Consider the following 18,910-nt stretch of genomic DNA (forward strand, 5'->3'; position numbering starts at 1 on the left):
TGGCCTGTGATTTAAGGTTAATTGATAGGTCTATCAAAGTTGATGGATTCTACGGGAATGGTAATAATAAATTCGGTACCAATGCCTAGCTCGGATCGAGCGCTAATATTACCACCATGGCGCTCTGCAATACGTCGACAAATAGCAAGCCCAATACCTGTGCCTTCATATTCCGAGCGCCCGTGTAAGCGCTGAAAGGGGAGGAATATTTTATCTGCATATTCTTGCGAAAAACCAATGCCGTTGTCGCTAATACGAATGGTGTGCCAATCGATGTCTGCGCTCGATGCCAAAGCAGAGTGTTTTTCAATACACCAGCTAATTGCAATGTGCGGGGCTTTATCTGGCTGCCTAAATTTTACCGCATTGGAAATAATATTCAAAAATAGACGATGAATTTGGTTTTCGTCTGCTTGTAATGTGGGAAGCTCGCCAATGTCAAACGTGGCATTGCTTTCGGCAATCGAAATCTCCATGTCGTCGAGAATGCCGTCGATAATCGTTTTTAGATTGACGCTTACAAAATCTTTACCGCGTGTTTTTATGCGGGAAAATTCTAGTAAGTCGGTTATTAGAAGTGACATTCGGCTGGCAGCATTGTTCAGACGCTGTAAGTAATCGACGCCTTTTTCGTCCAGCCTATCTTGGTAGATGCTTTGAATACGATTGGCGAAAGCTTGAATTTTTCGCAGGGGTTCTTGTAGGTCGTGTGATGCGACAAAGGCAAAATCTTCCAGCTCACGGTTGCTGCGAGATAATTCGTCAGAATATAGTGTTAATTCGCGGGTCCGTTCGGCGACCTTGTCTTCCAATAAGCGGTTCTGGTTTTCTAATTCTATTCGGTGGGCCGCATCATGCTTGCGACTGCGCTGAAAAATAAAAAGCAACATAATGACCAGGGCAATACTAATGCCGCTAGATACCACGAGCTTGTCGCGGGTTTGTTGTTGATAAGTAATCATTTCAGCATAAAGACGCGCTTGCAGTTCTAACTCCGTCGCTTCAATATCACTGAATAATGCGTAAATTTGTAGATAGAGCCTACGGCCTAAGCCGGTAAATACTTGCCTTACGGCTTTTATTTCTTCATCGGTTTTGGCAAGGTTAACTGTTTTGATCAATTCGCTCTTTTTTTGCTTGATCAGTTTGATTAGTTGGAGGATGCGCTCTTTTTGTTCTGGCAACTCTGTTCGTATTTCAAAAACTAAATCAATGCGCGATTGTAGGCCTTCAATCGCCAGGTGGTAATGGCTTAGGTAGTCTTTGTTTTCAGTTAATAAATAGCCTCGCTGGCCTGACTCGGCAAGTAAAACAGCATTATGCAGGTCTTTAATTGTCGCGATGATATTCGTTGTATTAGTGACACTTTGTTGTTTGGCCGATAACTCTGAGATAGAGCGAAAAGCAAAATAAGTATTCACAGCCGTAATTACTACAATGCCAATACAGATCGTTAACCAAAGGCTTAGCGTACGAGAAGAAGAGTGTGCATTATTGCTGGAGGAAGTCATAAAACCTTGCGATTTGCTTTAATGTTGTGTGAAAGCACTTATTTAGCTGCCATAGAAGGGCTGGTGGATATTTAGCTGTTATTCTGGCGGCTGTTTAACATGGTTAGATATTTCCTCGAGTTGTGCGCTGCAGTCTTGGCAGCCTTGCAGAACTTTATCAAGCGCCACGATAATTTTTTCGGTGGGTAACCCTTGTGTAACCATCATTTTAGCGAGCTCGGCTTGCATGGATATACGGTTAAGAGGGTTGCGGGCGTTATGGACAAGGGTGCTCATTGTTTCTTGATCTTTCATAGCGATTTTGGAGCCACGCCTACGTCATGAGCCAACCACCGGTAAGGGATGTTGTGCTTATGCTGTAGGATCGTTCTCACAGTCTCCGTATTTGTTTAAGCGGTTGTAAAGAGTTTTTAAACTGATGCCCAGCATTTTTGCAGCTTGAGGTTTGTCGCCCCCAAGTTGTTCTAGCGTTACTTTAATTAACTCGCGCTCAACGTCATCAATACGTTGGCCTGGTACGAGTGGATTGTTGCCGTTGGTACTATTTTTTGTAAAAGGTGATGCAAAGCTTTGCGGTAAAGAAACTTCTTGGCTGCCTGGGTCGGCCATAATGTAGGCGCGGTGAATGGCGTGCTTTAGTTCACGCACATTACCTGGCCAATCGTAGGCTATAAGACGATCCACTTGAGCTTCGCTCAGTGTGTAGGCTGTGCTATGTTGATGGTTAAGCTGCGCTAAAAATAATTGACTAAGGCTGGGGATATCTTCTTTTCGCTCGCGAAGTGGCGGAATGCGAATTGGGAATACAGCTAAGCGGAAGTAAATGTCTTCGCGCAATACTTGTTTTTCTGCAATTTCTTGTTCGCTGCGATTTGTGGCAGAAATCACACGGCAGTTTACAGGGATTTCTTTGGCGCCACCTACGCGTACAATTTGCTGAGTTTCGAGTGCGCGAAGCAAGTTGGGCTGGTAATCAATGGGCATCTCTGTGATTTCATCTAAAAATAAAGTGCCATCCTGCGCTTGCTCAAATACCCCTACTTTACGATTTATTGCGCCGGTAAATGCGCCTTTTTCGTGACCAAAAAGCTCGCTGCCAATAAGGTCGCGTGAAAAAGCACCACAGTTGCTAGCAATTAATTTACCCTTGGGCTGGCTAGCGTTGTGAATGGCGTTGGCGACAACCTCTTTACCGGTACCGCTTTCGCCCATAAGCATAACGTTAGCGTGTGTTTTGCTTACACGCTCTATCATGGTGTACAGCTGTTGCATCGCCAAAGATTCACCCACTAAACAATCGAAGTGGCGAGTAACGCCAAAATCTTCGTATTGCTGGGCGTTAGTGTTTTGGCCTAATAATGCGGCTTCTAAATTTTGTTTGTTGACGGGCTTTAATATGTAATTAACGTTGGGGCCGGCTAAGGATGAGACCATTTGCTTTACGGATGGATGGCCTGTGACCAATGTAATAAAGGGGGCCGAAGAAAATTTTTGTGCGACATCAATAAGGTGCAATCCGCTGCCATCGGGAAGCATAAAATCTAAAAGCACATGCTCTATAGGGTTTTTACCGGAAAGGTTTTCTTCCAAGCAATTAAGCGCATCACTTAAGCTATGAGCTGTTAGCACCTCATGCTGCAAAAGGTTTAGCATCATGGCGGCGGCTTCGCAGAACTCGGTATCGTCATCAACGACAAGAATTTTCACAGAATTTACCTTTCACTTGTAGAGTCAGCCCGCAATGGTAACGCATTCATTCACTAGGCGGGAGCTTTGCTGTTATTTATTGTGTACTTTGCTGCAGTACTTTTTGCCTTACGCCTGTTGGTCGGAATCTTTGTTTGGGCGCGAGCAGGCGACAAGCGTTAGGGTTGTGGCAGCACTTAATACCAAAGCAATTTCTACCATCGCTAATGCGACAGATACACCAATTGCAGAAGATGCCCAAACGCTGGCCGCTGATGCTGTGCCATAAACGCCATCTGCAGATTTAAATAAAGCGCCGCCTCCAATAAAGCCTATACCGGTGAGTATTCCATAAAAAAACTTGGCCTGAGCGCTTTGCTCGGTAAACGTATTCAGGGCAATAAGCACAAAGGCGCAGCAGGCCATGGCTACAATAGAAACCGTGCGCAACCCTAATCCAGAATGAATGCGAGAGCGCTCTATGCCAATGGGTAAAGCAATAATGTAGGCAATAAACAGCGCCATAACGTGGAACATGGCTTGATCAATATCAATATTGAAATAGTGTTGATAATGGCCTGTAACTGGAGCTTCCGTTATCGCTTCATTTATGTTGGAATTTTCGTTCATGCCATTAAGCTTACTTTATATAGGGGTAAGTAAATGTAATTTTGTATAGCGCTATGTAAAGTTTACGATTTAGCATTGTTGTCTTTGGCGGTACTTGTTGTATCCGTTGATGTTTCTTGAAGTTGCTGTTTAAAAGTAGTGGTTACGGTGTCTAATAGTGCGCTATCGCCTGTGACTATTGCTGGAATGGAGAGGCCAGCAAAAAGAAGAAGACCTGAAATGCCAGCAGTTTTGAGTGCGTCCGCGTTGATTTTCATGGGGTTTTCCTGCTATGCCTGTATTGGATATCGTATATCTATGGGATTGCATGTAGCGTGCCAACAGAGTGGGGCTACATTTTAAGTGGGGTGCCGGCTATTGTTTTGTAGTTTTTACAATTTTTCTTTTTCGGTTTTACAATATTTGTAATTTTTACTTAGCTGTTGATGATGTTGATCCATGCGTTGGATGGAAAGCTAGCGCTGAGTATTATTTTGAGGCAAACCAGTAGGGGAACGCAGATAAACATGCCTGCAGCGCCCCAAATCCAGCCCCAAATCATGACCCATATAAAAAGTAAAAGTGGGTTTAAGCGCAGTTGGGCGCTTAGCGCAAGCGGGGTTACAATTTGGGATTCCAGTAGATTCAGTACCGCAAACAAGCCCAGCGCCAGCAAGGCGGAGTCAAGTGTACCTAACTCGATATAAACACCAAAAGATAGTGCTAGCGCGGTAATGAGCGGCCCTAGGTAAGGGATAAAGTTTAATAAAAAGGTGGTTACCCCCCACAGTAAATAGTTTTCAATACCGGCTAGCCATAAAATTAACCCCAGTGTTAACCCTAAACCTAAATTAATTGTCGATATCACTAGCACGTAGCGGGTAACGTGCTGCTGAACGCGGCGCATACTGCTAACGACCATTTTGCGGGTGGCATAGGTTGGAATGCTGCGGATGGTTTTTCGGAACAGTTGCGAGCCAAATACCGAAGTGAAGTAAACCAAAAAAACAATGGACATTAATTGAACAGCTACAACTGGCGCAGAGATAAAAAATTCGTACGTAATGTAGCTTACCGCCTGAGTACTTACTGTTGGTTTGTTTGTGTCTTTGGGTTTTGAGCTTTCTTGCTTTGCATCAAGCTGGCTGGACATTTCGGCTACGGTTTCGTCGATTTTACCTAGAGCCTTAGGTAGATTCTCGGAGAAGTCTTGGGCCGCAGGAATAACCGAGTTGCCCGCGAAGAAGATGGCGCTGATTAATAAGGCCAGCATGGCTGCGCTAGATACTGAGCGGGGTACCCTTAACTTTTCTAGGCGATAGACAATCGGGCTAAGTAATACGCTTAAAAACGCCGAAATTAAAATGGGTAGCAATAGTGTTTTTGTTAAATAAAGCGTGTAGAAGGTGGCCAATAAAATAAGTAGCCCGGATAGCCAAACAGAGCGGTAACTATTTGATAGCAGTTGTTTCGAAACCAGTGCTTTTAGCGAAGTAGACTGAGGGGACTCTAAGCGTGGCTCCTCGCTAGAGTGTGCAAGCTGGCCTTTAGGGATCATGCGTATTGCCTCGAGAGCTTTTTAAGCGTACTTGGGAGGTTGCCCTTAGCGAGATGTTAGCCACCTGCGGGACCTTGCTTGGCGCTAATTAATAACGTATTGCTTTTAGCCCGACGAAAGCGAAACGCCATTGATGCGCCGTGCCATAAGCATTATGTGTGCGGCTGTTTTCCCGCTAATTTTTTGACTAACAACACCGGCCAAAAAAGCGCCGCCGACTCTAAGCCCTAAGCGTAACGAAGGGTGATTTTTGGGTTTGCGATAAGCTTTTAATATGGCCAGGCTATTAAGGGCTTCACCTTCTAGCGCATCGAGCTTGGCGTGTAGTTCGCTGTCCTGCGTATGGTGATTTATAAAGCTTTTTAAGCATTGTTTAGGGCTTCGCATTGAGTGACTCCTTAGCGGTTGTTAGCAAGGCCTTAGTGCGTTGCATGTTAAAGCGTTGTTGTAATGCGGCAATGCGCGCCGCGCAAACCCCCAAACCAATTACTTGCAGAATAATACTTGCGGTTATTGCCAAGGCCACAGATTGCGTTGCGCTATAGGCTAGCCAACCTGCTAGGCCTACTATGGTCATCCATGTTGCTAATGCTAATTGCCACATGGATAACCACAATATAACTAGACTGGGCAAGCCTGCTAGCGCATGCCCAGCTTCTTGCATTGCCATTTGGGTGGCCGCTCTTGCAAATCGCAGGCCTTCTGTCGCGGCTTGGGTAATGGAATTTAACTCCTCCTGAATCAAACCGGTAAAATCTGCATCGGGCGAGCCGTTGGACTCACCCGCATGCGCTTTTTGTGAGGCGCTGGTAGGCTCCTCGGTATGTTCAGTATTTATCATGACTTTACTTCTTTAATAGGCCAGTCAATACAACACCGGCGGCAAAGGCTAGACCCATGCTTGTATAAGGGCGTTCTTTTACCCAGCCATCTGCCTGATTAGATGCTGCATAAGCTTTTTCTTTACCTTGTGCAATGGCCTCACGAGCGGCTACCGAGGAGCTTGAAGTTAATGTGCTTGCGGCCGCTTTCACACTGTTGGCTGCACCCTGCATATGCTGAAACGCATCGCTGAGTGAGTCGTTAGCGGTTACATCTGCGTCACTGGTTGCTGTATTACTTTTTGTTTTAGAAGCTGTAGTAGCCATAATATTTCTCTCTCTATTAGGTTTGTTAGTGGTTTCGTTAATCATCGCCTAGATTAATACGCTTCTTGTTGTGTTCTTTGTTGTGCGCTCGATGGCTAATCAACATACCGCAAGAAACCTGCACAGAAGCTTTTTGATGCTAGGTAATAGAGGTTATTCAATCGCCGTGCCAGTTTGCTTAAAGCTAAGTGATAGGCTAATGCCATTTTTAGTTTTAGCCTTATATATCAGTTGTTTTCTTAAAAAAATGGCAGCCGTTACTTGGGTAGAGTGCTCCAATTTCTTAGCGCGTTTGTTTTTAAATATGACTAAAAACCTAAAAGCGTGTAGTTATTACAAAGTTATTCCTGTGCTTTGTAATAACTACCTAATTTGAAGTTTTATTCTCTACCGGTAGATGTAGATAGTCCGTAGCAATGTTCTATTTACCTTATTCTTACAGTGTTTTTGTCATATTTATCGCTAATACTATTTTTGGCATAGCTTTCGCTAGGTAGGTAATAACTGTGATGCATTGTCTTAAGGCTAGCATGCAGCTAATTAATACGGCGCAATTAACAACGCCTTTTATTATTGGGGAGAAAACAATGCTTTATTATTCAATTGTATTTTTCATTGTGGCTTTAGTTGCTGCTGTACTGGGTTTTGGTGGTATTGCTGGCGCTGCAACAGGTATTGCAAAAATTTTATTTTTTGTATTTTTAGTGATCTTTTTAATTACATTGGTTTTGGGGCGAAAGCCGAAAATATGATTTGAGCTTATTACTCGATTGTTTTTCTGTTTTTTTTATTATCTGGTGGTAGGGGGAGGGTATGTTTTTTCTAAATAGCGGAGCGTTATCGCGTAGCTTAACGGCAGTATCAATGGCGAAATGTGTAGTTTTTTTCGCCTTGATCATTAGTTGTTGTGGTTGGGCTGATACCGCTGTTGCGCAAATTCTGCCAATTCCCCAAACTTCAGAAGTTAAAGATGAGGCTGAAAATTCTGAAGCAGAAGGCTCGGGTTCAACCGAGAGTGACTCTTTATTAGATATTTCAGATACTATTTCTGTCGATGAGCTAGCCAATTCTTGGACTGGCGCCTTAGATGGTTGGATTGATGGCTCGGGGTTAAATCAGGGGGCGGTGCAAAAAACAATATTCACTGTGCTATTGATTGCGCTCGGCGTGCTTCTTTTTTGGCTATTAAAGTTGCTGTTGAGCAAGCTAGAAGGTAAAGCTAAATCTGCGTTGCGAAAAGCGGCGCTGCCTGCGTCTAAAGCACATTTCTACTTTAATTTAATTCGTGCCTTGGTTGCTACTTTTATAATTTTTTCTGCATTGGTTGGGGTTGCGCTGGTGTGGGAGCTTCCGGTTGATGATTGGCTTGCTAAGCCTGCGGTTACATCGTTGATGGGGACTTTGGCCACTCTATTTATTATTATCTTTTTAGGTTCTGTTTTTATGGAGTTGGCAGTCTCGCTTGTTGAACGCGCATTTAGGCGCTGGGGCGGCCACCATACTTCACGTGTTGATACGCTATTGCCAATTGCAAAAAATGTTGTCTACATTACTTTTTTAGTGATTTTTATATTGATGGCATTATCAGAAGTGGGTATTAACGTTATGCCATTGTTAGCGGGGGCTGGAGTGGTTGGTTTTGCCGTAGGTTTTGGCGCGCAAACCCTAATTAAAGATTTGCTAACTGGCTTTATTATAATATTGGAAGACCTTATTCAGGTTGGTGATGTGGTGCGCCTTTCTGGCCGGGCAGGCTTGGTCGAAAAAATCACAATACGCAAGGTTCAACTTCGAGATCTGTCTGGTATTGTCTATACGGTGCCATTTAGTGAAATAGATGTGGTAGAGAATTTAACCAAAGACTTTAGTTATTACATTTTTGATATAGGCATTGCTTACCGTGAAGATGCTGATCAAGTAATGAATGTATTGAAAGCTATTGATGAAGATATTCGAAAAGATGATGATTTTAACAAGCTCATATTAGAACCCTTAGAAATCTTTGGCGTCGATCAATTTGCCGATAGCGCCGTGGTGATTAAAGCGCGCGTTAAAACCCAGCCTATCCAGCAGTGGACAGTAGGGCGTGAATATAACCGCCGCATGAAAATAGCCTTTGATCAGCAAGGTATTGAAATACCGTTTCCGCACCAAACCATTTATTTTGGCGAAGATAAAGACGGTAAGGCTCCTCCCTTGCGGGTTAAGGCCACCAATTTATCGCAAGATAACCCATTGGTTTGTGCTGAAGAAGATGCACCTAAAGCGCAGCGTGTATCGTCGAGTGATACGCCAAGTGCCAATGCTAAAGCAAAAAATAGAGACAACGCAGAGCATGAAGAGGGCGGTGAACATTAGGGGGAAATGTGCCTTTTGCGATAGCGCGCTGCCTCTTTGCTTTCAGGAAAAATCGCTGCTTTAAATATGCCAATATTTGGCGAAAGTAAAAAAATAAAATGTAAATGTGAAAAACTGGAGTACACGATGAAAAATGCAGTATTTAATCCAAACACCTATTCAACGAATAAAATCAGATCATTATTTGCTGGCGCCGCGTTGGTTGCGGGCGGTTTTTCGGGCAGCTTAGTTTATGCGCAAAACGCCAATAATCCGCATACCGATAATACTCATAGGCCTTCGTATAACTATTTGGGTTTACGCTACCTTTCACAAAACTTAGATGATTTTGACTGTAACCAAGATGGTTTAGTATTGGATGCATCGATTACTTTGACCGATGGTTTTTATGTGACAGGCGACTATACCGATGTGAGCGGCGATGAAGGTTGTGGCTCCTCTACGCTTAAAGCGGGAATGGGCTATCGCCACCCTTGGGGCGACTACTGGCATATGTATGGCGTTGTAAGCTTTGCCGATAGTGATTACGATGGTGGTGGCGGTGATTCTGGCCCTGTTGCAGCGGCAGGCCTGCGGGGATATTTACGCCAGAGGCTGGAAGGATATGTGGAGCTGGAGCATTCTACCCTGGGTGATGGTGACTTAACGGCCAGCTTGGGTGGGGCCTACCATTTTACTCGCGCATTTGCTTTAACCGGTGATGTGGGCTTTAGCGGTGATCAAAACTCCTTAGCTTTGGGCGCGCGTTATCATTTTTAATAGTGAGTTTTTCAAGCCTAAAAAATGCCGGCAATATTGCCGGCATTTTTAGAGGTACACTTTAGTTTTTATTCTGCGATTGTAAATAGTACTTTCACGCCAGCCAGCGCTTCGGCATCATCGACAAAACCAACCGCATTGGGTGTATTCGCCACGGACAAAATAAGCTCGTCGGCATTATTTATGTACGTTGGTTGTACGCCTTTTCCGGTAAAAATCTGCGTAGACCAATGCGCCCTAAACTTGCTGGGCGTCATTCGCATTACATTTTTGAAAAAGTATTTACTGGTATCAGAATTCAAATCAAAAACGGTAATAACAGGGTCTTGCGATAATTTTAAAACGTTCGAGCGGTTTAAAAATATATTACGCACTTCTTTGGCGTTGAGTTGAGAACTATTAACGCTGGGGTGTGCGATCACTGCGATATCAGCAGAACAAACTGTTGCATATAAGCTACCAAGTGAGATAACTCCCCGGATAGCAGCAGAACGAAAAGTATTTTTCATGGTGGCTCCTTAAAATACCAAGTCAACACCAAAGCGAACTAGGCCTTGGCTGTTTGTTTTGGTCGGGTCTGTGGCATCGGGGGTATCGATGTTATCGAATTGTAGTTTAAGTGCTGCGCCAGGTTCGAAGTCGTAGCGAATGCCGACGCTGGTCGTTTTGCTGGTTACGGTTAAAGCTTGGCTAATGCCATCTAATGCATCGATAACGGGGGTAAGGGTTGGCGCTAAAGCGGGATTTTGATTCAGTGCAGTTAATTCTTTTGATAAATCTACCGCTTCATCATCTGCTTCAGAGTAGCTTACAAACAATACCGTACTGCCAATGTTAACGCCTGTGCTAACAAAGTAGCGTTGCTGGTCTGCTGCTGGGCCGGTTTTAAAATCTAAGTTTGTGGCTTCGGCAACACCAAACAAGTATTCGCCATCGTACTTTAAACCAATCTGCGTAAAAGTCGTTTCTGTATCGTTAAGGTCAAGCTCGGTAATCAGTTCTTGCGTCATTTGTGATAACGCCGGCACTCCCAGTGTGGGTGCGGCTGCACCGAGTTGCTCAAGCTGGAGCTTAAATGAAGCAAGGGTTGTTTGGGATTCTTTATCTAATACGATATCGTTAAAATCGTGTACGGTTGTTTTTGCGCTATGCGCACTGGCGCGAAGCGAAAAGTCGCCAATGCCAAAAGTTGCCGATAACCCTAAGTTATTGCGTGTTTGAGCGTCTAAAACTTGACCGCTTTTGTTTAAGGCATATTCATCGTTCATAGAGCCAAAATAGGTTTGAAACTGCGCTTCAATGGTATTGAATAAGGTCACATTGTAGATCGCATCCATACCATTAATATTGTCAAACTGAAGGCCTTCATACACTTCGTGTGCAGGTGCAACCCAAGGGTAGGCGTAACCCACTTCTAAGAAATCGGAATAAAAGTAAAAAGGGGTGCGAAAGCGGCCCATGCGTAATGTTAGGTTTTTGGAGGCCTCGTAAGCGAGATAGCCCCAAGCCAGTTCGGTGGCAAAATCGTCTTTGCCGCGGCTAACGAGCTGACCGGTAATACTGAGTTTGTCGCTAAGGTCTGCGCGTGCTTGCAGGCCAAAAATGCTGTCTTGTGTAAAAGTAAAATCTTTTTCGTAGTTGCGAATAGGCTCGTCTGTTGCTGTACCGCCAACAGCACTTAAAAAACCGTTTAGTTGTATGTCGGCGTGGGCGGCTGGCGCGACGATTGCTGCACTGAGCAGTAATGGCATGTAGCGCATAAAAACTCCTAGAATGTAAACGTTAAGGGGTAAAAACGTGTTGATAATCGAAACTGATTAAACTATCGCTATCAGGATGTTGTGTTGGAACGGGATAGGGCGCTGCTTTTTTCACGGCGTCTTCAATCGCTTTATTAAAACCCGCGTGGCGGGAGCCTTCCATGATGGTGACGTCTTCTAGTTGTCCTTGTGCGTTTAAAGTGATCAATGCTTTTACAGTGCCTTTTAGGCGTAAACTTTTTGCCCAGTAGGGGTAGTCCACATATTGGCGTATGTGTGCACGCAAAGCGTTGGTATCGATATTTATCGGCGCTAGGGTGCTGTTGTTCGTGCCAGTTAAAAGTTTTTCGAAAGTGGCATCGCTGATACCGCTAGGCTTAGTGGGCGCGGGTGTGGCCTGGCTAAGTGAAAAGTCGTGCTGATAAGTGGTGGTGATTTCTTCAATACTTATATCAATGCCCGGCGGAAAACTAAAAGCTTGGCTGCGCTGCAAGGCATTTGCAACCGCTTCGCCCAGTAAACCTGCATGTGCAGGCTCAATACTATCAATGCTGATTAATGCCAGTTGGCTGTTCAGGGTGAAGGTGACACTCACACTTCCTTGTTGATCTAATTGCTTTGCCCAAGCTGGGTATTCCACCTGTTGGTATAGCGTATTGTGAATATGCCACTCCAATGCTGCCAATTGTTGCTCGCGCGCAATGGGTGCAGGGGCTTTAGTATTAGGGGCTTTGATTTTAGGGGGTATGGTTTTAAGGGCTTTGGCTTCTGAGGTGTTAGTTTTTGATGTACTCGTTTTTGAGATATTAGTTTCACGCGTGGATGTTTTTTGTTTTGGCGCTGTGCTTGTCGCTATCGCGGGTGTTACCGGCGGTATGGGGGCACTGCTTTTTGTTGTTGTAGGTGCAGGTTTATTTTTTTTAGGTACTGCGGCAGGTTTGGCTTTTTTTGAATGCCAGGTGTCTAGCAGGCTCATTCGAGCAGCTGTTGGCTTTAAGGCATTGAAACTATCCAGCACCGCTTGATCGTGTGAGCCTTGATGGCCTGCGAGCATATTTTGCTTAAATTCGCGCGATGGCGGCACAGGGCCTAGCCAAACCCGGCCTATGTAGTTAAATAAAGTTTTGCTGGGCGCGCGAACCGCAAAGACTTTATTCACCGCAATAGTGGTATCGCTGCCGTCGTAGGCTAAATCGATCGTATCGCCGCGTGTTAGTTGTGTTTCGGCAATGCGGGTAAAGGCGAGCAGGGCCTTCATGTTGGCTTTATCGAGAGTGTCTTCATTATTGCTGGCAAGCTCGCGTTGCCATACCAAGCTATAGCTATGTGCCGTCCAGCGCGGGGTGGTTATTTTGAGCGTAAACCGAGCGGGAGTTGTAGCTTGCTCACACTGAGGTGTCGATTCGCAGCTGTGAGAGGTGTAATAGGCAACAAGGTAATAATTTTTACCCATATGGTTGTATGTGCCAATACCATTAAGCTGACTGCTTGCAAGCGCCATACTGTATGGGCTTGTGAGAAGGGTCAGTAAACACAGTAGGTAACAGGCCGCCGATGCCTGCCGAGTGTTTATCCATTCAGTCAAAGTCATGATTAGAGTATTTTCAATTTGCGGTGCTTGGAAGGTGGCTAACTATAGCAATAATGGCGTACGAAACAACCTCAAAGTATTCATTGTCTTGTTGCCGTAACTATGGGCTGTTTATTCTAAGAGGCCCATAGTGTTGGTATTTCTGCGTTTCGGCAGGGCCTGTTTTTTGGGGCGGCGGCTGGCGTACTATTTGCAAACGGTCTAGGTCAGTGAATTTAACCTAGTAGGTAAAGTACGGCTTATGAATATTTTTGAAGCGTTACGACAAGATCACGATAAGCAGCGCGAATTGGCAGATGCGTTAACCCAAACCCACGGCAGTAGTGACGCCCGCGAGCAGTTATTCTGCGCGCTTAAAAGCGAGCTGAATGCGCACGCTATCGCGGAAGAGCGCCAGTTCTATACGTTTTTATTGAATCACGACCTCACACAGGAGAAGGCGCGCCATGGCGTTGCCGAGCATCATGAGATGGACGAGCTGATTGAATCCCTAGATAAAACCGATCCAACATCCTCTAGTTGGTTGGTTCAAGCTAAGCATTTAGCGCACCGCATTCATCATCATTTAGATGAGGAAGAGCACGAGTTCTTTCAGCTGGCGGGTAAAATTTTCAATGAAAAGGAAAAAATTACATTGGCGCAAGCATATATCGAGGAGCGTGACGAGGCGCAAGACTCGGTAAGCTATAAAGCGGTTAAGTGACGGCATCTTATACATGCTGTAAAAGTGCAATACTTGGGCGGTGGTTAAAATGATACAAAAGCGCATAGAAAGGCAGTTTTTCTTCGTTTTATTGGCCGCTGTTTCAGTGGCTTTTTTATGGCTTTTAAAGCCCTTCTTTGCGCCTATCTTTTGGGCGGTTGCTGTAACTATTGTCTTTTTCCCCGTACAGCAATGGTTTTTTAAGCGCTGGCCTCGGCAGCCTAATGTAAATGCTTTTCTTACGCTCATGTTGTGCTTTTTTATTGTCGTGGTGCCAATTATTGTTACCGTGTCTTCGGTGGTGGATCAATTAACGGCGCTGTATCAAAAATTTGAGCAAGGCGAGCTTGATCTCGAACGCTACATTACAAAAGTAGAAGAGGCGGTACCGGTACTGCAGCAATGGCTAGATCGCATGGGTATGGATCTCGATGGCGCACAAAAAAAGCTATCGGACAGCGCCATGTCTGCGGGTAAAGTGGTTGCCAAGAATTCGTGGGCAATTGGTCAAAACACATTTACTTTAGCGCTTGATGTGGGCGTGATGCTGTATGTTACATTCTTCCTCTTGCGCGACGGTGAAAATATATTGGCTTTGCTTTATAAAGCACTGCCTTTAGGCGATGACCGTGAATATTTATTATTCAAAAAAATAGCCGAAGTAACGCGCGCGACAGTTAAAGGCAATATGGTTGTATCTATTGTGCAAGGCACGCTGGGCGGGATTACTTTTGCGTTACTGGGGATACCCGCCGCGTTTGTTTGCGGGGTGCTAATGGCTTGTTGCTCGTTAATTCCTGCGGTTGGCGCGGCTATTATTTGGGTGCCTGTGGCAATTTACCTTGCCATTATGGGCAGTTATCCACAAGCCATCATTTTAGTGTTGGTAGGTGTGTTGGTTATTGGCTTGGTCGACAACCTGTTACGGCCTGTGCTGGTTGGCCGAGATACAAAAATCCCCGACTATATCGTTTTGCTTTCAACATTAGGCGGGTTGGCTTTATTTGGCGTTAACGGCTTTGTTGTGGGGCCTTTAATTGCGGCATTGTTTATTGCTGTGTGGGGCATATTCATTCGCGAATATCAGAACGACGATAATCGAAAACCCCAAAATGCCTCTTAATTGAAGGCTGTCCTCGAAAAGTAGTACTCAAAAAGTATACAAGCTAGCAGCAACAAACAGCCGAGCAGGCTGCCGCGCCGGGGGTGGGTATTCCGCCGGCAAGCACATGGGAGCAATGGTTTCCTGTAATACAGCAAGCATTAACAACCCAATTGCCGGCTTTGCAAAAAAGTTGCCTTGATTTTTTGCCGCGTTATCACAAAGAATACGCAGTGCAAGATCCATGTGAGCATATGCTGAAATTTATTGAATCAGCGCTAACATTTTCTCGCGGCTATAGCCCTTAATGACTTGGCCTTTAATCAGTAAAACCGGAACACCGCGGCCACCTAAGGCTTTATATTGCTCGTGCCCCTCAACGGATTTTTCGATATCGTATTCGTAGTAATCAATATTGTGATCGTCTAAAAGCTTGCGTGCCTTGGCGCAATAGCCGCACCATGCCGTAGCGTAAAGAATAACTTTACCGTCGTGATCTTGAGAAAAGTCGGGTGGCGGGTTAATAAACTGTTTAATGTCGCCCCAGTATTGAAAAATAGCGCCAGCGGCAACAATCAATAAAAACTTTCGAAACACCGGTAAACCTCCGTTTTTTGCTGCTGCATCCTACTAAAATAGAATATGGAAATAGGGGCATCTCTAAAAATGCACTTTTTCCGCGATAGCAGCGTCAGCTCCGTCCTCGAGTCCTCATTTACACCACGTAAACTGCGGCTCTCCGGGCGGTGCTTCCTTGCTCTCACACAAAAATTACTATTTTTAGAGGTGCCCATAGGTTTTTTATGCGCATAGTAAAGATATTGGATTGTAGCACTTCAGGGCCAAAGGGCGATATAGCGCTGTGGCGGCGCCCATTGATGTGTTGTGCCCTGTAAAGCGAGTGTATAAGCATGCGTTGTCACACTTTCACAAACTCTTACATTATTGTATTTGCCTTAAAGCCCTTTGTTCGTTCACTATCACTGTTTTATCTTTAAAAATAAGTGCGCTACTGTTGACATGATAAAAGAGGTTACCAGGTGATTCGCCTAAAACAAAATACATTAAAACTAAGTGCTTCTGCTTTTTCCACGCGGTTGTTTATCGCCATGGCCTCGGTACTGCTGGCCTCCTGTATGGCCGAGCCAGAACCTGAGCCAGAGTTGGAGCCAAGCTTAGTTTTTAACGAAATTATATCGAATAACGAAGGCGTTTATATCGACGAAAATGGTGAACTCGATGATTGGGTTGAAATTGCCAACGCGAGTGATGGCCCGTTGGACCTTAGTGACTTTTCCATTGCTGATGGCGGCTCGCCAGTTATAGGGTTGCCAAGCATTTTATTGCAACCGCAAGAAGTGATTGTACTTTGGGCTGATGATGCGCCAGAAGAAGGCGAGAAGCATTTACCGTTCAAAATTAGCAGTAGTGGCGAAACACTGAAATTATTTAATAGTGAAAATATTATTGTTGATGAAGTGGCTGTGCCTAAACTCGATGATAACCAAGCTTATGCTCGCTTTCCTTCAATTAGTGGCAATTTTAGCCAGTGCCGATATACCAGCCCGCAAAAAAGCAATGGTGCTAGCTGCCAAGCCATTGCCGCGCCAACGGTAGAGGATACGATTAAGTTTGACAATTACGATGTATCTGGTTGGCCATCGTCGATGGTGCCTACAGGCCTTGCGATTAACGAGTTGGCATTAAACCCAGCCCGTTTTATTGAGTTAAAAAATTTTAGCAGCGAGCCCGTTGACCTTAATAATTACCAACTAACGCTGGGTGCTATGGATGCAAACTCGCCCTTGCCGGTATGGAATCGCGATTTGGCAATTATTCTACCTAACCAAATGTTGGCCCCAGGTGAAGTAACCAGTGTAGGGTTAACGGCTAGTGATGTTGAAGCATTGGTCTTGCAGCCCTTTTTTGAAGGCGGCGTAGTGCTATACCGCGTAGGTACCAATAATGCGACAAAAGTGGATGCAGTACCTTTTATGTATTGGCCCGAGCAAGCGGTATTAGCGCGAAAAACTACGACACCTTACAATTTTAATTTTTGCCAAGGCGCAAGCGAAAATGCCGATAACCAATGTACGGTATTGCCATCGCGTGAGCTAGGTAATCGCGCGCGGGGTTTGTATACCCCGAACGATTTTAATGCGCTCGAAAAGGGAATGGGGAAAGCCAATATTGCATCGGTAAAATTTGTTATCGATATTAATAATGGCAATACGGTGCATTATTTAAGCTCGGAGCGCTGGCCGTTACATTATACGTTTGTGCGTGAAGTGATTAATAACCTACCAGAGCTTAACCGGTGCGATAGTGTACAGGCGCAAGAATTTAATCGAGGCTGGGCACAGTTTTCACAACAAAACTATGCCAACAGCGTAACCCGCTCCTACCACTTGGGGACTCTATCGCACCATGCGAATGCGGATATACGCGCGGTAGAATTCACTTTTGGCGATGCCATTACTGCGCCACAAATAATCGATGTTTTTTATACTGCAACAGCAGCCATGCCAGAGCCCACACGCTGGGTGTACCGGCCGCAAAACGAAAGCCAAATCGCGCGGGCTAGACTTATTGAGGGCGAGCTACCTATTGTTGGACCCAACGCCCCTTTTCAAAATTTAACATTACAGGCGCTGGCCTCAGGAGTGGCCTACGGAACATTAGAGTTTATAGAAACCAGCGAGTTGGACTCGGCATTTTTAGGGCCAAAAACCATTGTGATTACAAATGATGTTCCTAACGATATTGGTTTTGTTGGAGGCCTAATTACCGAGGCATTTCAAACGCCTTTAGCGCACGTTAATATTTTAAGCCAAGGGCGTGGCACACCGAATTTGGCTTTGCCAAATGCTCGCTTAACCCCTGAGATAATGGCCTTATTAAATAAACTGGTGCGTTTTGAGGTGTCTGCGAGTGGTTATTCAATAAGAGCAGCAGCCCTTGAAGAAGCTGAAGTATTTTGGGCGCAACACAACCCCAATACGGAAGTGTTAGTACCTCGCTTAGATGATGTCACCAAGCACCTTATCGATTTAAGCGTTAGCGGTATCGATGCATTACCCACAATTGGCGCTAAAGCGGCCCAGTTAGCAGAGCTATTTAATCTGGCGCCTTTGGCGACTCGATGCGCTGAGGGTGCAAGTTTTGCTGTACCAGAAAAAGCTTTTGCCATTCCGATGCGCCATTATCTTGATCACTTCTCTGCCAGCGGCGCGCAAGCGTATTTAATGGCGGAAATGGCTCAAGAACTATTTAAAACTGATGTTTCTTATCGGCGTACGGTGCTACACACAGCGCAGCAAATGATACTGCAGCATCCGGTTGATGCACTTTTACTTGCCGAAGTCGAAGCGGCAGTAGCGCAGAAATTCGGTTCTGATCGTGTTCGATTTCGCAGCAGCAGTAATACCGAAGATTTATCTAATTTTAACGGCGCAGGACTGTATACATCCCAAAGTGCAGAAATTGGCGACGACGATAGAAAAGTAGAAGATGCTATGCGTGCGGTATGGGCCAGCCTATGGAATGTTCGCGCGTATGAAGAACGCAATTATGCGCGGGTTGATCAGTCGCAAGTGGCCATGGGTATATTGGTGCACCAAGCATTTCGCAATGAGCGCGCTAACGGTGTTGCCATTGCTAGGAATATACTTAACCCAACGCGCTCGGATCAATATTATTTTAATTCACAAGGTGGCGAAGCCAGCGTAACGAACCCCGCCCCTGGCGTAATTACCGAACAATTGGTTTATCAATTTCCGCCCCGCACGCCAAGGCTTACTTACCACAGTCATAGCAGTATTGTGCAAGGCGCGGTTACAACACCGCAAGAGATACGGGCGCTGGCCTGCGCTATGAATGCGGTACAAAACCATTTTGAAGGTTTGCTAAACGCAGAGGGCGACGACCCATGGTTTACGATGGAATCTGAATTTAAGTTTTTAGGTGCGCAGCGCACACTGTTAATTAAACAGGCGCGTCCCTACCCGATAGGCGATGTGAATATTGCTAATGATTGCAGGGGTATTTAGGGTCTAGTGCTCAAGCTTTAGCAAATTGCTGTGAAAGCTGCCTTAAAGTATATATGCCCCTATAACCTACAATCTT

Annotated in this window: 19 protein-coding genes; 6 read left to right on the plus strand and 13 right to left on the minus strand. The window is 45.1% G+C overall.

Features of this window, described 5'->3' with window-relative positions:
- Positions 1-17: 17 nt before the first annotated feature.
- The 9 genes from MARGE09_RS07395 to MARGE09_RS07435 all read right to left on the minus strand — a co-directional run bounded on the left by MARGE09_RS07395 (position 18) and on the right by MARGE09_RS07435 (position 6,512).
- Positions 18-1,511: a sensor histidine kinase gene (locus tag MARGE09_RS07395; RefSeq protein ID WP_236986698.1), complete on the minus strand. Its 1,494-nt coding sequence runs from the start codon at positions 1,509-1,511 to the stop codon at positions 18-20.
- 78 nt (positions 1,512-1,589) lie between these two features.
- Entirely contained in the window at positions 1,590-1,805 is a 216-nt protein-coding gene (locus MARGE09_RS07400) for a histidine kinase (protein WP_236986699.1), read from the minus strand.
- Positions 1,806-1,862: 57 nt separating this feature from the next.
- Positions 1,863-3,218: a sigma-54-dependent transcriptional regulator gene (locus MARGE09_RS07405; protein ID WP_255711900.1), complete on the minus strand. Its 1,356-nt coding sequence runs from the start codon at positions 3,216-3,218 to the stop codon at positions 1,863-1,865.
- A gap of 108 nt (positions 3,219-3,326) precedes the next feature.
- The gene (locus tag MARGE09_RS07410) at positions 3,327-3,827 is read right to left on the minus strand and encodes an MgtC/SapB family protein (RefSeq protein WP_236986700.1); all 501 of its coding nucleotides are present in this window, start codon (positions 3,825-3,827) and stop codon (positions 3,327-3,329) included.
- Positions 3,828-3,889: 62 nt separating this feature from the next.
- Positions 3,890-4,084 (minus strand): hypothetical protein, encoded by a 195-nt coding sequence (locus tag MARGE09_RS07415; protein ID WP_236986701.1) that lies wholly within the window; start codon positions 4,082-4,084, stop codon positions 3,890-3,892.
- A gap of 158 nt (positions 4,085-4,242) precedes the next feature.
- A complete protein-coding gene (locus MARGE09_RS07420) occupies positions 4,243-5,364 on the minus strand; it encodes an AI-2E family transporter (RefSeq protein WP_236986702.1) in 1,122 nt (373 codons plus the stop codon).
- Positions 5,365-5,469: 105 nt separating this feature from the next.
- Complete coding sequence (locus MARGE09_RS07425; RefSeq protein WP_236986703.1) at positions 5,470-5,751, minus strand: hypothetical protein; 282 nt, start codon at positions 5,749-5,751, stop codon at positions 5,470-5,472.
- Complete coding sequence (locus MARGE09_RS07430) at positions 5,738-6,205, minus strand: hypothetical protein (protein ID WP_236986704.1); 468 nt, start codon at positions 6,203-6,205, stop codon at positions 5,738-5,740. Before MARGE09_RS07430 ends, MARGE09_RS07425 begins: the two co-directional genes overlap by 14 nt.
- A 4-nt stretch (positions 6,206-6,209) precedes the next feature.
- Positions 6,210-6,512 carry a hypothetical protein gene (locus tag MARGE09_RS07435; protein ID WP_236986705.1) on the minus strand — a complete coding sequence of 101 codons (303 nt, stop codon included), beginning with the start codon at positions 6,510-6,512 and terminating at the stop codon, positions 6,210-6,212.
- Between the two features lie 509 nt (positions 6,513-7,021).
- Between MARGE09_RS07435 and MARGE09_RS07440 the strand changes: the two genes are divergently transcribed.
- The 3 genes from MARGE09_RS07440 (at position 7,022) to MARGE09_RS07450 (ending at position 9,629) form a co-directional block, all read left to right on the plus strand.
- Positions 7,022-7,264 carry a DUF1328 domain-containing protein gene (locus MARGE09_RS07440; RefSeq protein ID WP_476703465.1) on the plus strand — a complete coding sequence of 81 codons (243 nt, stop codon included), beginning with the start codon at positions 7,022-7,024 and terminating at the stop codon, positions 7,262-7,264.
- A 61-nt stretch (positions 7,265-7,325) separates the two neighbouring features.
- Positions 7,326-8,870, plus strand: a complete 1,545-nt coding sequence (locus tag MARGE09_RS07445; RefSeq protein WP_236986706.1) for a mechanosensitive ion channel family protein — start codon at positions 7,326-7,328, stop codon at positions 8,868-8,870.
- Positions 8,871-8,996: 126 nt separating this feature from the next.
- Positions 8,997-9,629 (plus strand): hypothetical protein, encoded by a 633-nt coding sequence (locus MARGE09_RS07450; protein ID WP_236986707.1) that lies wholly within the window; start codon positions 8,997-8,999, stop codon positions 9,627-9,629.
- Between the two features lie 68 nt (positions 9,630-9,697).
- Here MARGE09_RS07450 and MARGE09_RS07455 read toward each other — a convergent pair whose 3' ends face one another.
- Genes MARGE09_RS07455 through MARGE09_RS07465 form a run of 3 tightly spaced genes read right to left on the minus strand, consistent with a single transcriptional unit; the run spans position 9,698 to position 12,980 of the window.
- Positions 9,698-10,138, minus strand: a complete 441-nt coding sequence (locus tag MARGE09_RS07455; RefSeq protein WP_236986708.1) for a hypothetical protein — start codon at positions 10,136-10,138, stop codon at positions 9,698-9,700.
- Between the two features lie 9 nt (positions 10,139-10,147).
- Complete coding sequence (locus MARGE09_RS07460) at positions 10,148-11,389, minus strand: porin (RefSeq protein ID WP_236986709.1); 1,242 nt, start codon at positions 11,387-11,389, stop codon at positions 10,148-10,150.
- 22 nt (positions 11,390-11,411) lie between these two features.
- Positions 11,412-12,980, minus strand: coding sequence for a TonB family protein (locus MARGE09_RS07465; RefSeq protein WP_236986710.1), 1,569 nt, complete (start codon positions 12,978-12,980; stop codon positions 11,412-11,414).
- 241 nt (positions 12,981-13,221) lie between these two features.
- Here MARGE09_RS07465 and MARGE09_RS07470 point away from each other — a divergent pair, with 241 nt between their 5' ends.
- On the plus strand, positions 13,222-13,683 hold the full coding sequence (locus MARGE09_RS07470; protein ID WP_236986711.1) for a hemerythrin domain-containing protein: 462 nt from the start codon (positions 13,222-13,224) through the stop codon (positions 13,681-13,683).
- Between the two features lie 49 nt (positions 13,684-13,732).
- On the plus strand, positions 13,733-14,806 hold the full coding sequence (locus tag MARGE09_RS07475) for an AI-2E family transporter (protein WP_236986712.1): 1,074 nt from the start codon (positions 13,733-13,735) through the stop codon (positions 14,804-14,806).
- Positions 14,807-15,049: 243 nt separating this feature from the next.
- Here the strand turns inward: MARGE09_RS07475 and MARGE09_RS07480 are convergent, their stop codons facing one another.
- Complete coding sequence (locus tag MARGE09_RS07480; RefSeq protein ID WP_236986713.1) at positions 15,050-15,382, minus strand: glutaredoxin family protein; 333 nt, start codon at positions 15,380-15,382, stop codon at positions 15,050-15,052.
- Between the two features lie 443 nt (positions 15,383-15,825).
- On the opposite strand from MARGE09_RS07480, the gene MARGE09_RS07485 reads away from it, so the two are divergent.
- Positions 15,826-18,834: a PEP/pyruvate-binding domain-containing protein gene (locus tag MARGE09_RS07485; protein ID WP_236986714.1), complete on the plus strand. Its 3,009-nt coding sequence runs from the start codon at positions 15,826-15,828 to the stop codon at positions 18,832-18,834.
- Positions 18,835-18,910 lie beyond the last annotated feature (76 nt).

The organism is Marinagarivorans cellulosilyticus (assembly GCF_021655555.1).
Taxonomy (GTDB): domain Bacteria; phylum Pseudomonadota; class Gammaproteobacteria; order Pseudomonadales; family Cellvibrionaceae; genus Marinagarivorans; species Marinagarivorans cellulosilyticus.

What these genes read in the sequence shown, in the direction of transcription:
- MARGE09_RS07415 (WP_236986701.1), bottom strand. Translation starts at nt 4,084, where the DNA reads ATGAAAATCAACGCGGACGCACTCAAAACTGCTGGCATTTCAGGTCTT.
- MARGE09_RS07420 (WP_236986702.1), bottom strand. Translation starts at nt 5,364, where the DNA reads ATGATCCCTAAAGGCCAGCTTGCACACTCTAGCGAGGAGCCACGCTTA.
- MARGE09_RS07445 (WP_236986706.1), top strand. Translation starts at nt 7,326, where the DNA reads ATGTTTTTTCTAAATAGCGGAGCGTTATCGCGTAGCTTAACGGCAGTA.
- MARGE09_RS07410 (WP_236986700.1), bottom strand. Translation starts at nt 3,827, where the DNA reads ATGAACGAAAATTCCAACATAAATGAAGCGATAACGGAAGCTCCAGTT.
- MARGE09_RS07435 (WP_236986705.1), bottom strand. Translation starts at nt 6,512, where the DNA reads ATGGCTACTACAGCTTCTAAAACAAAAAGTAATACAGCAACCAGTGAC.
- MARGE09_RS07395 (WP_236986698.1), bottom strand. Translation starts at nt 1,511, where the DNA reads ATGACTTCCTCCAGCAATAATGCACACTCTTCTTCTCGTACGCTAAGC.
- MARGE09_RS07465 (WP_236986710.1), bottom strand. Translation starts at nt 12,980, where the DNA reads ATGACTTTGACTGAATGGATAAACACTCGGCAGGCATCGGCGGCCTGT.
- MARGE09_RS07450 (WP_236986707.1), top strand. Translation starts at nt 8,997, where the DNA reads ATGAAAAATGCAGTATTTAATCCAAACACCTATTCAACGAATAAAATC.
- MARGE09_RS07470 (WP_236986711.1), top strand. Translation starts at nt 13,222, where the DNA reads ATGAATATTTTTGAAGCGTTACGACAAGATCACGATAAGCAGCGCGAA.
- MARGE09_RS07430 (WP_236986704.1), bottom strand. Translation starts at nt 6,205, where the DNA reads ATGATAAATACTGAACATACCGAGGAGCCTACCAGCGCCTCACAAAAA.
- MARGE09_RS07425 (WP_236986703.1), bottom strand. Translation starts at nt 5,751, where the DNA reads ATGCGAAGCCCTAAACAATGCTTAAAAAGCTTTATAAATCACCATACG.
- MARGE09_RS07440 (WP_476703465.1), top strand. Translation starts at nt 7,022, where the DNA reads ATGCATTGTCTTAAGGCTAGCATGCAGCTAATTAATACGGCGCAATTA.
- MARGE09_RS07455 (WP_236986708.1), bottom strand. Translation starts at nt 10,138, where the DNA reads ATGAAAAATACTTTTCGTTCTGCTGCTATCCGGGGAGTTATCTCACTT.
- MARGE09_RS07460 (WP_236986709.1), bottom strand. Translation starts at nt 11,389, where the DNA reads ATGCGCTACATGCCATTACTGCTCAGTGCAGCAATCGTCGCGCCAGCC.
- MARGE09_RS07400 (WP_236986699.1), bottom strand. Translation starts at nt 1,805, where the DNA reads ATGAAAGATCAAGAAACAATGAGCACCCTTGTCCATAACGCCCGCAAC.
- MARGE09_RS07475 (WP_236986712.1), top strand. Translation starts at nt 13,733, where the DNA reads ATGATACAAAAGCGCATAGAAAGGCAGTTTTTCTTCGTTTTATTGGCC.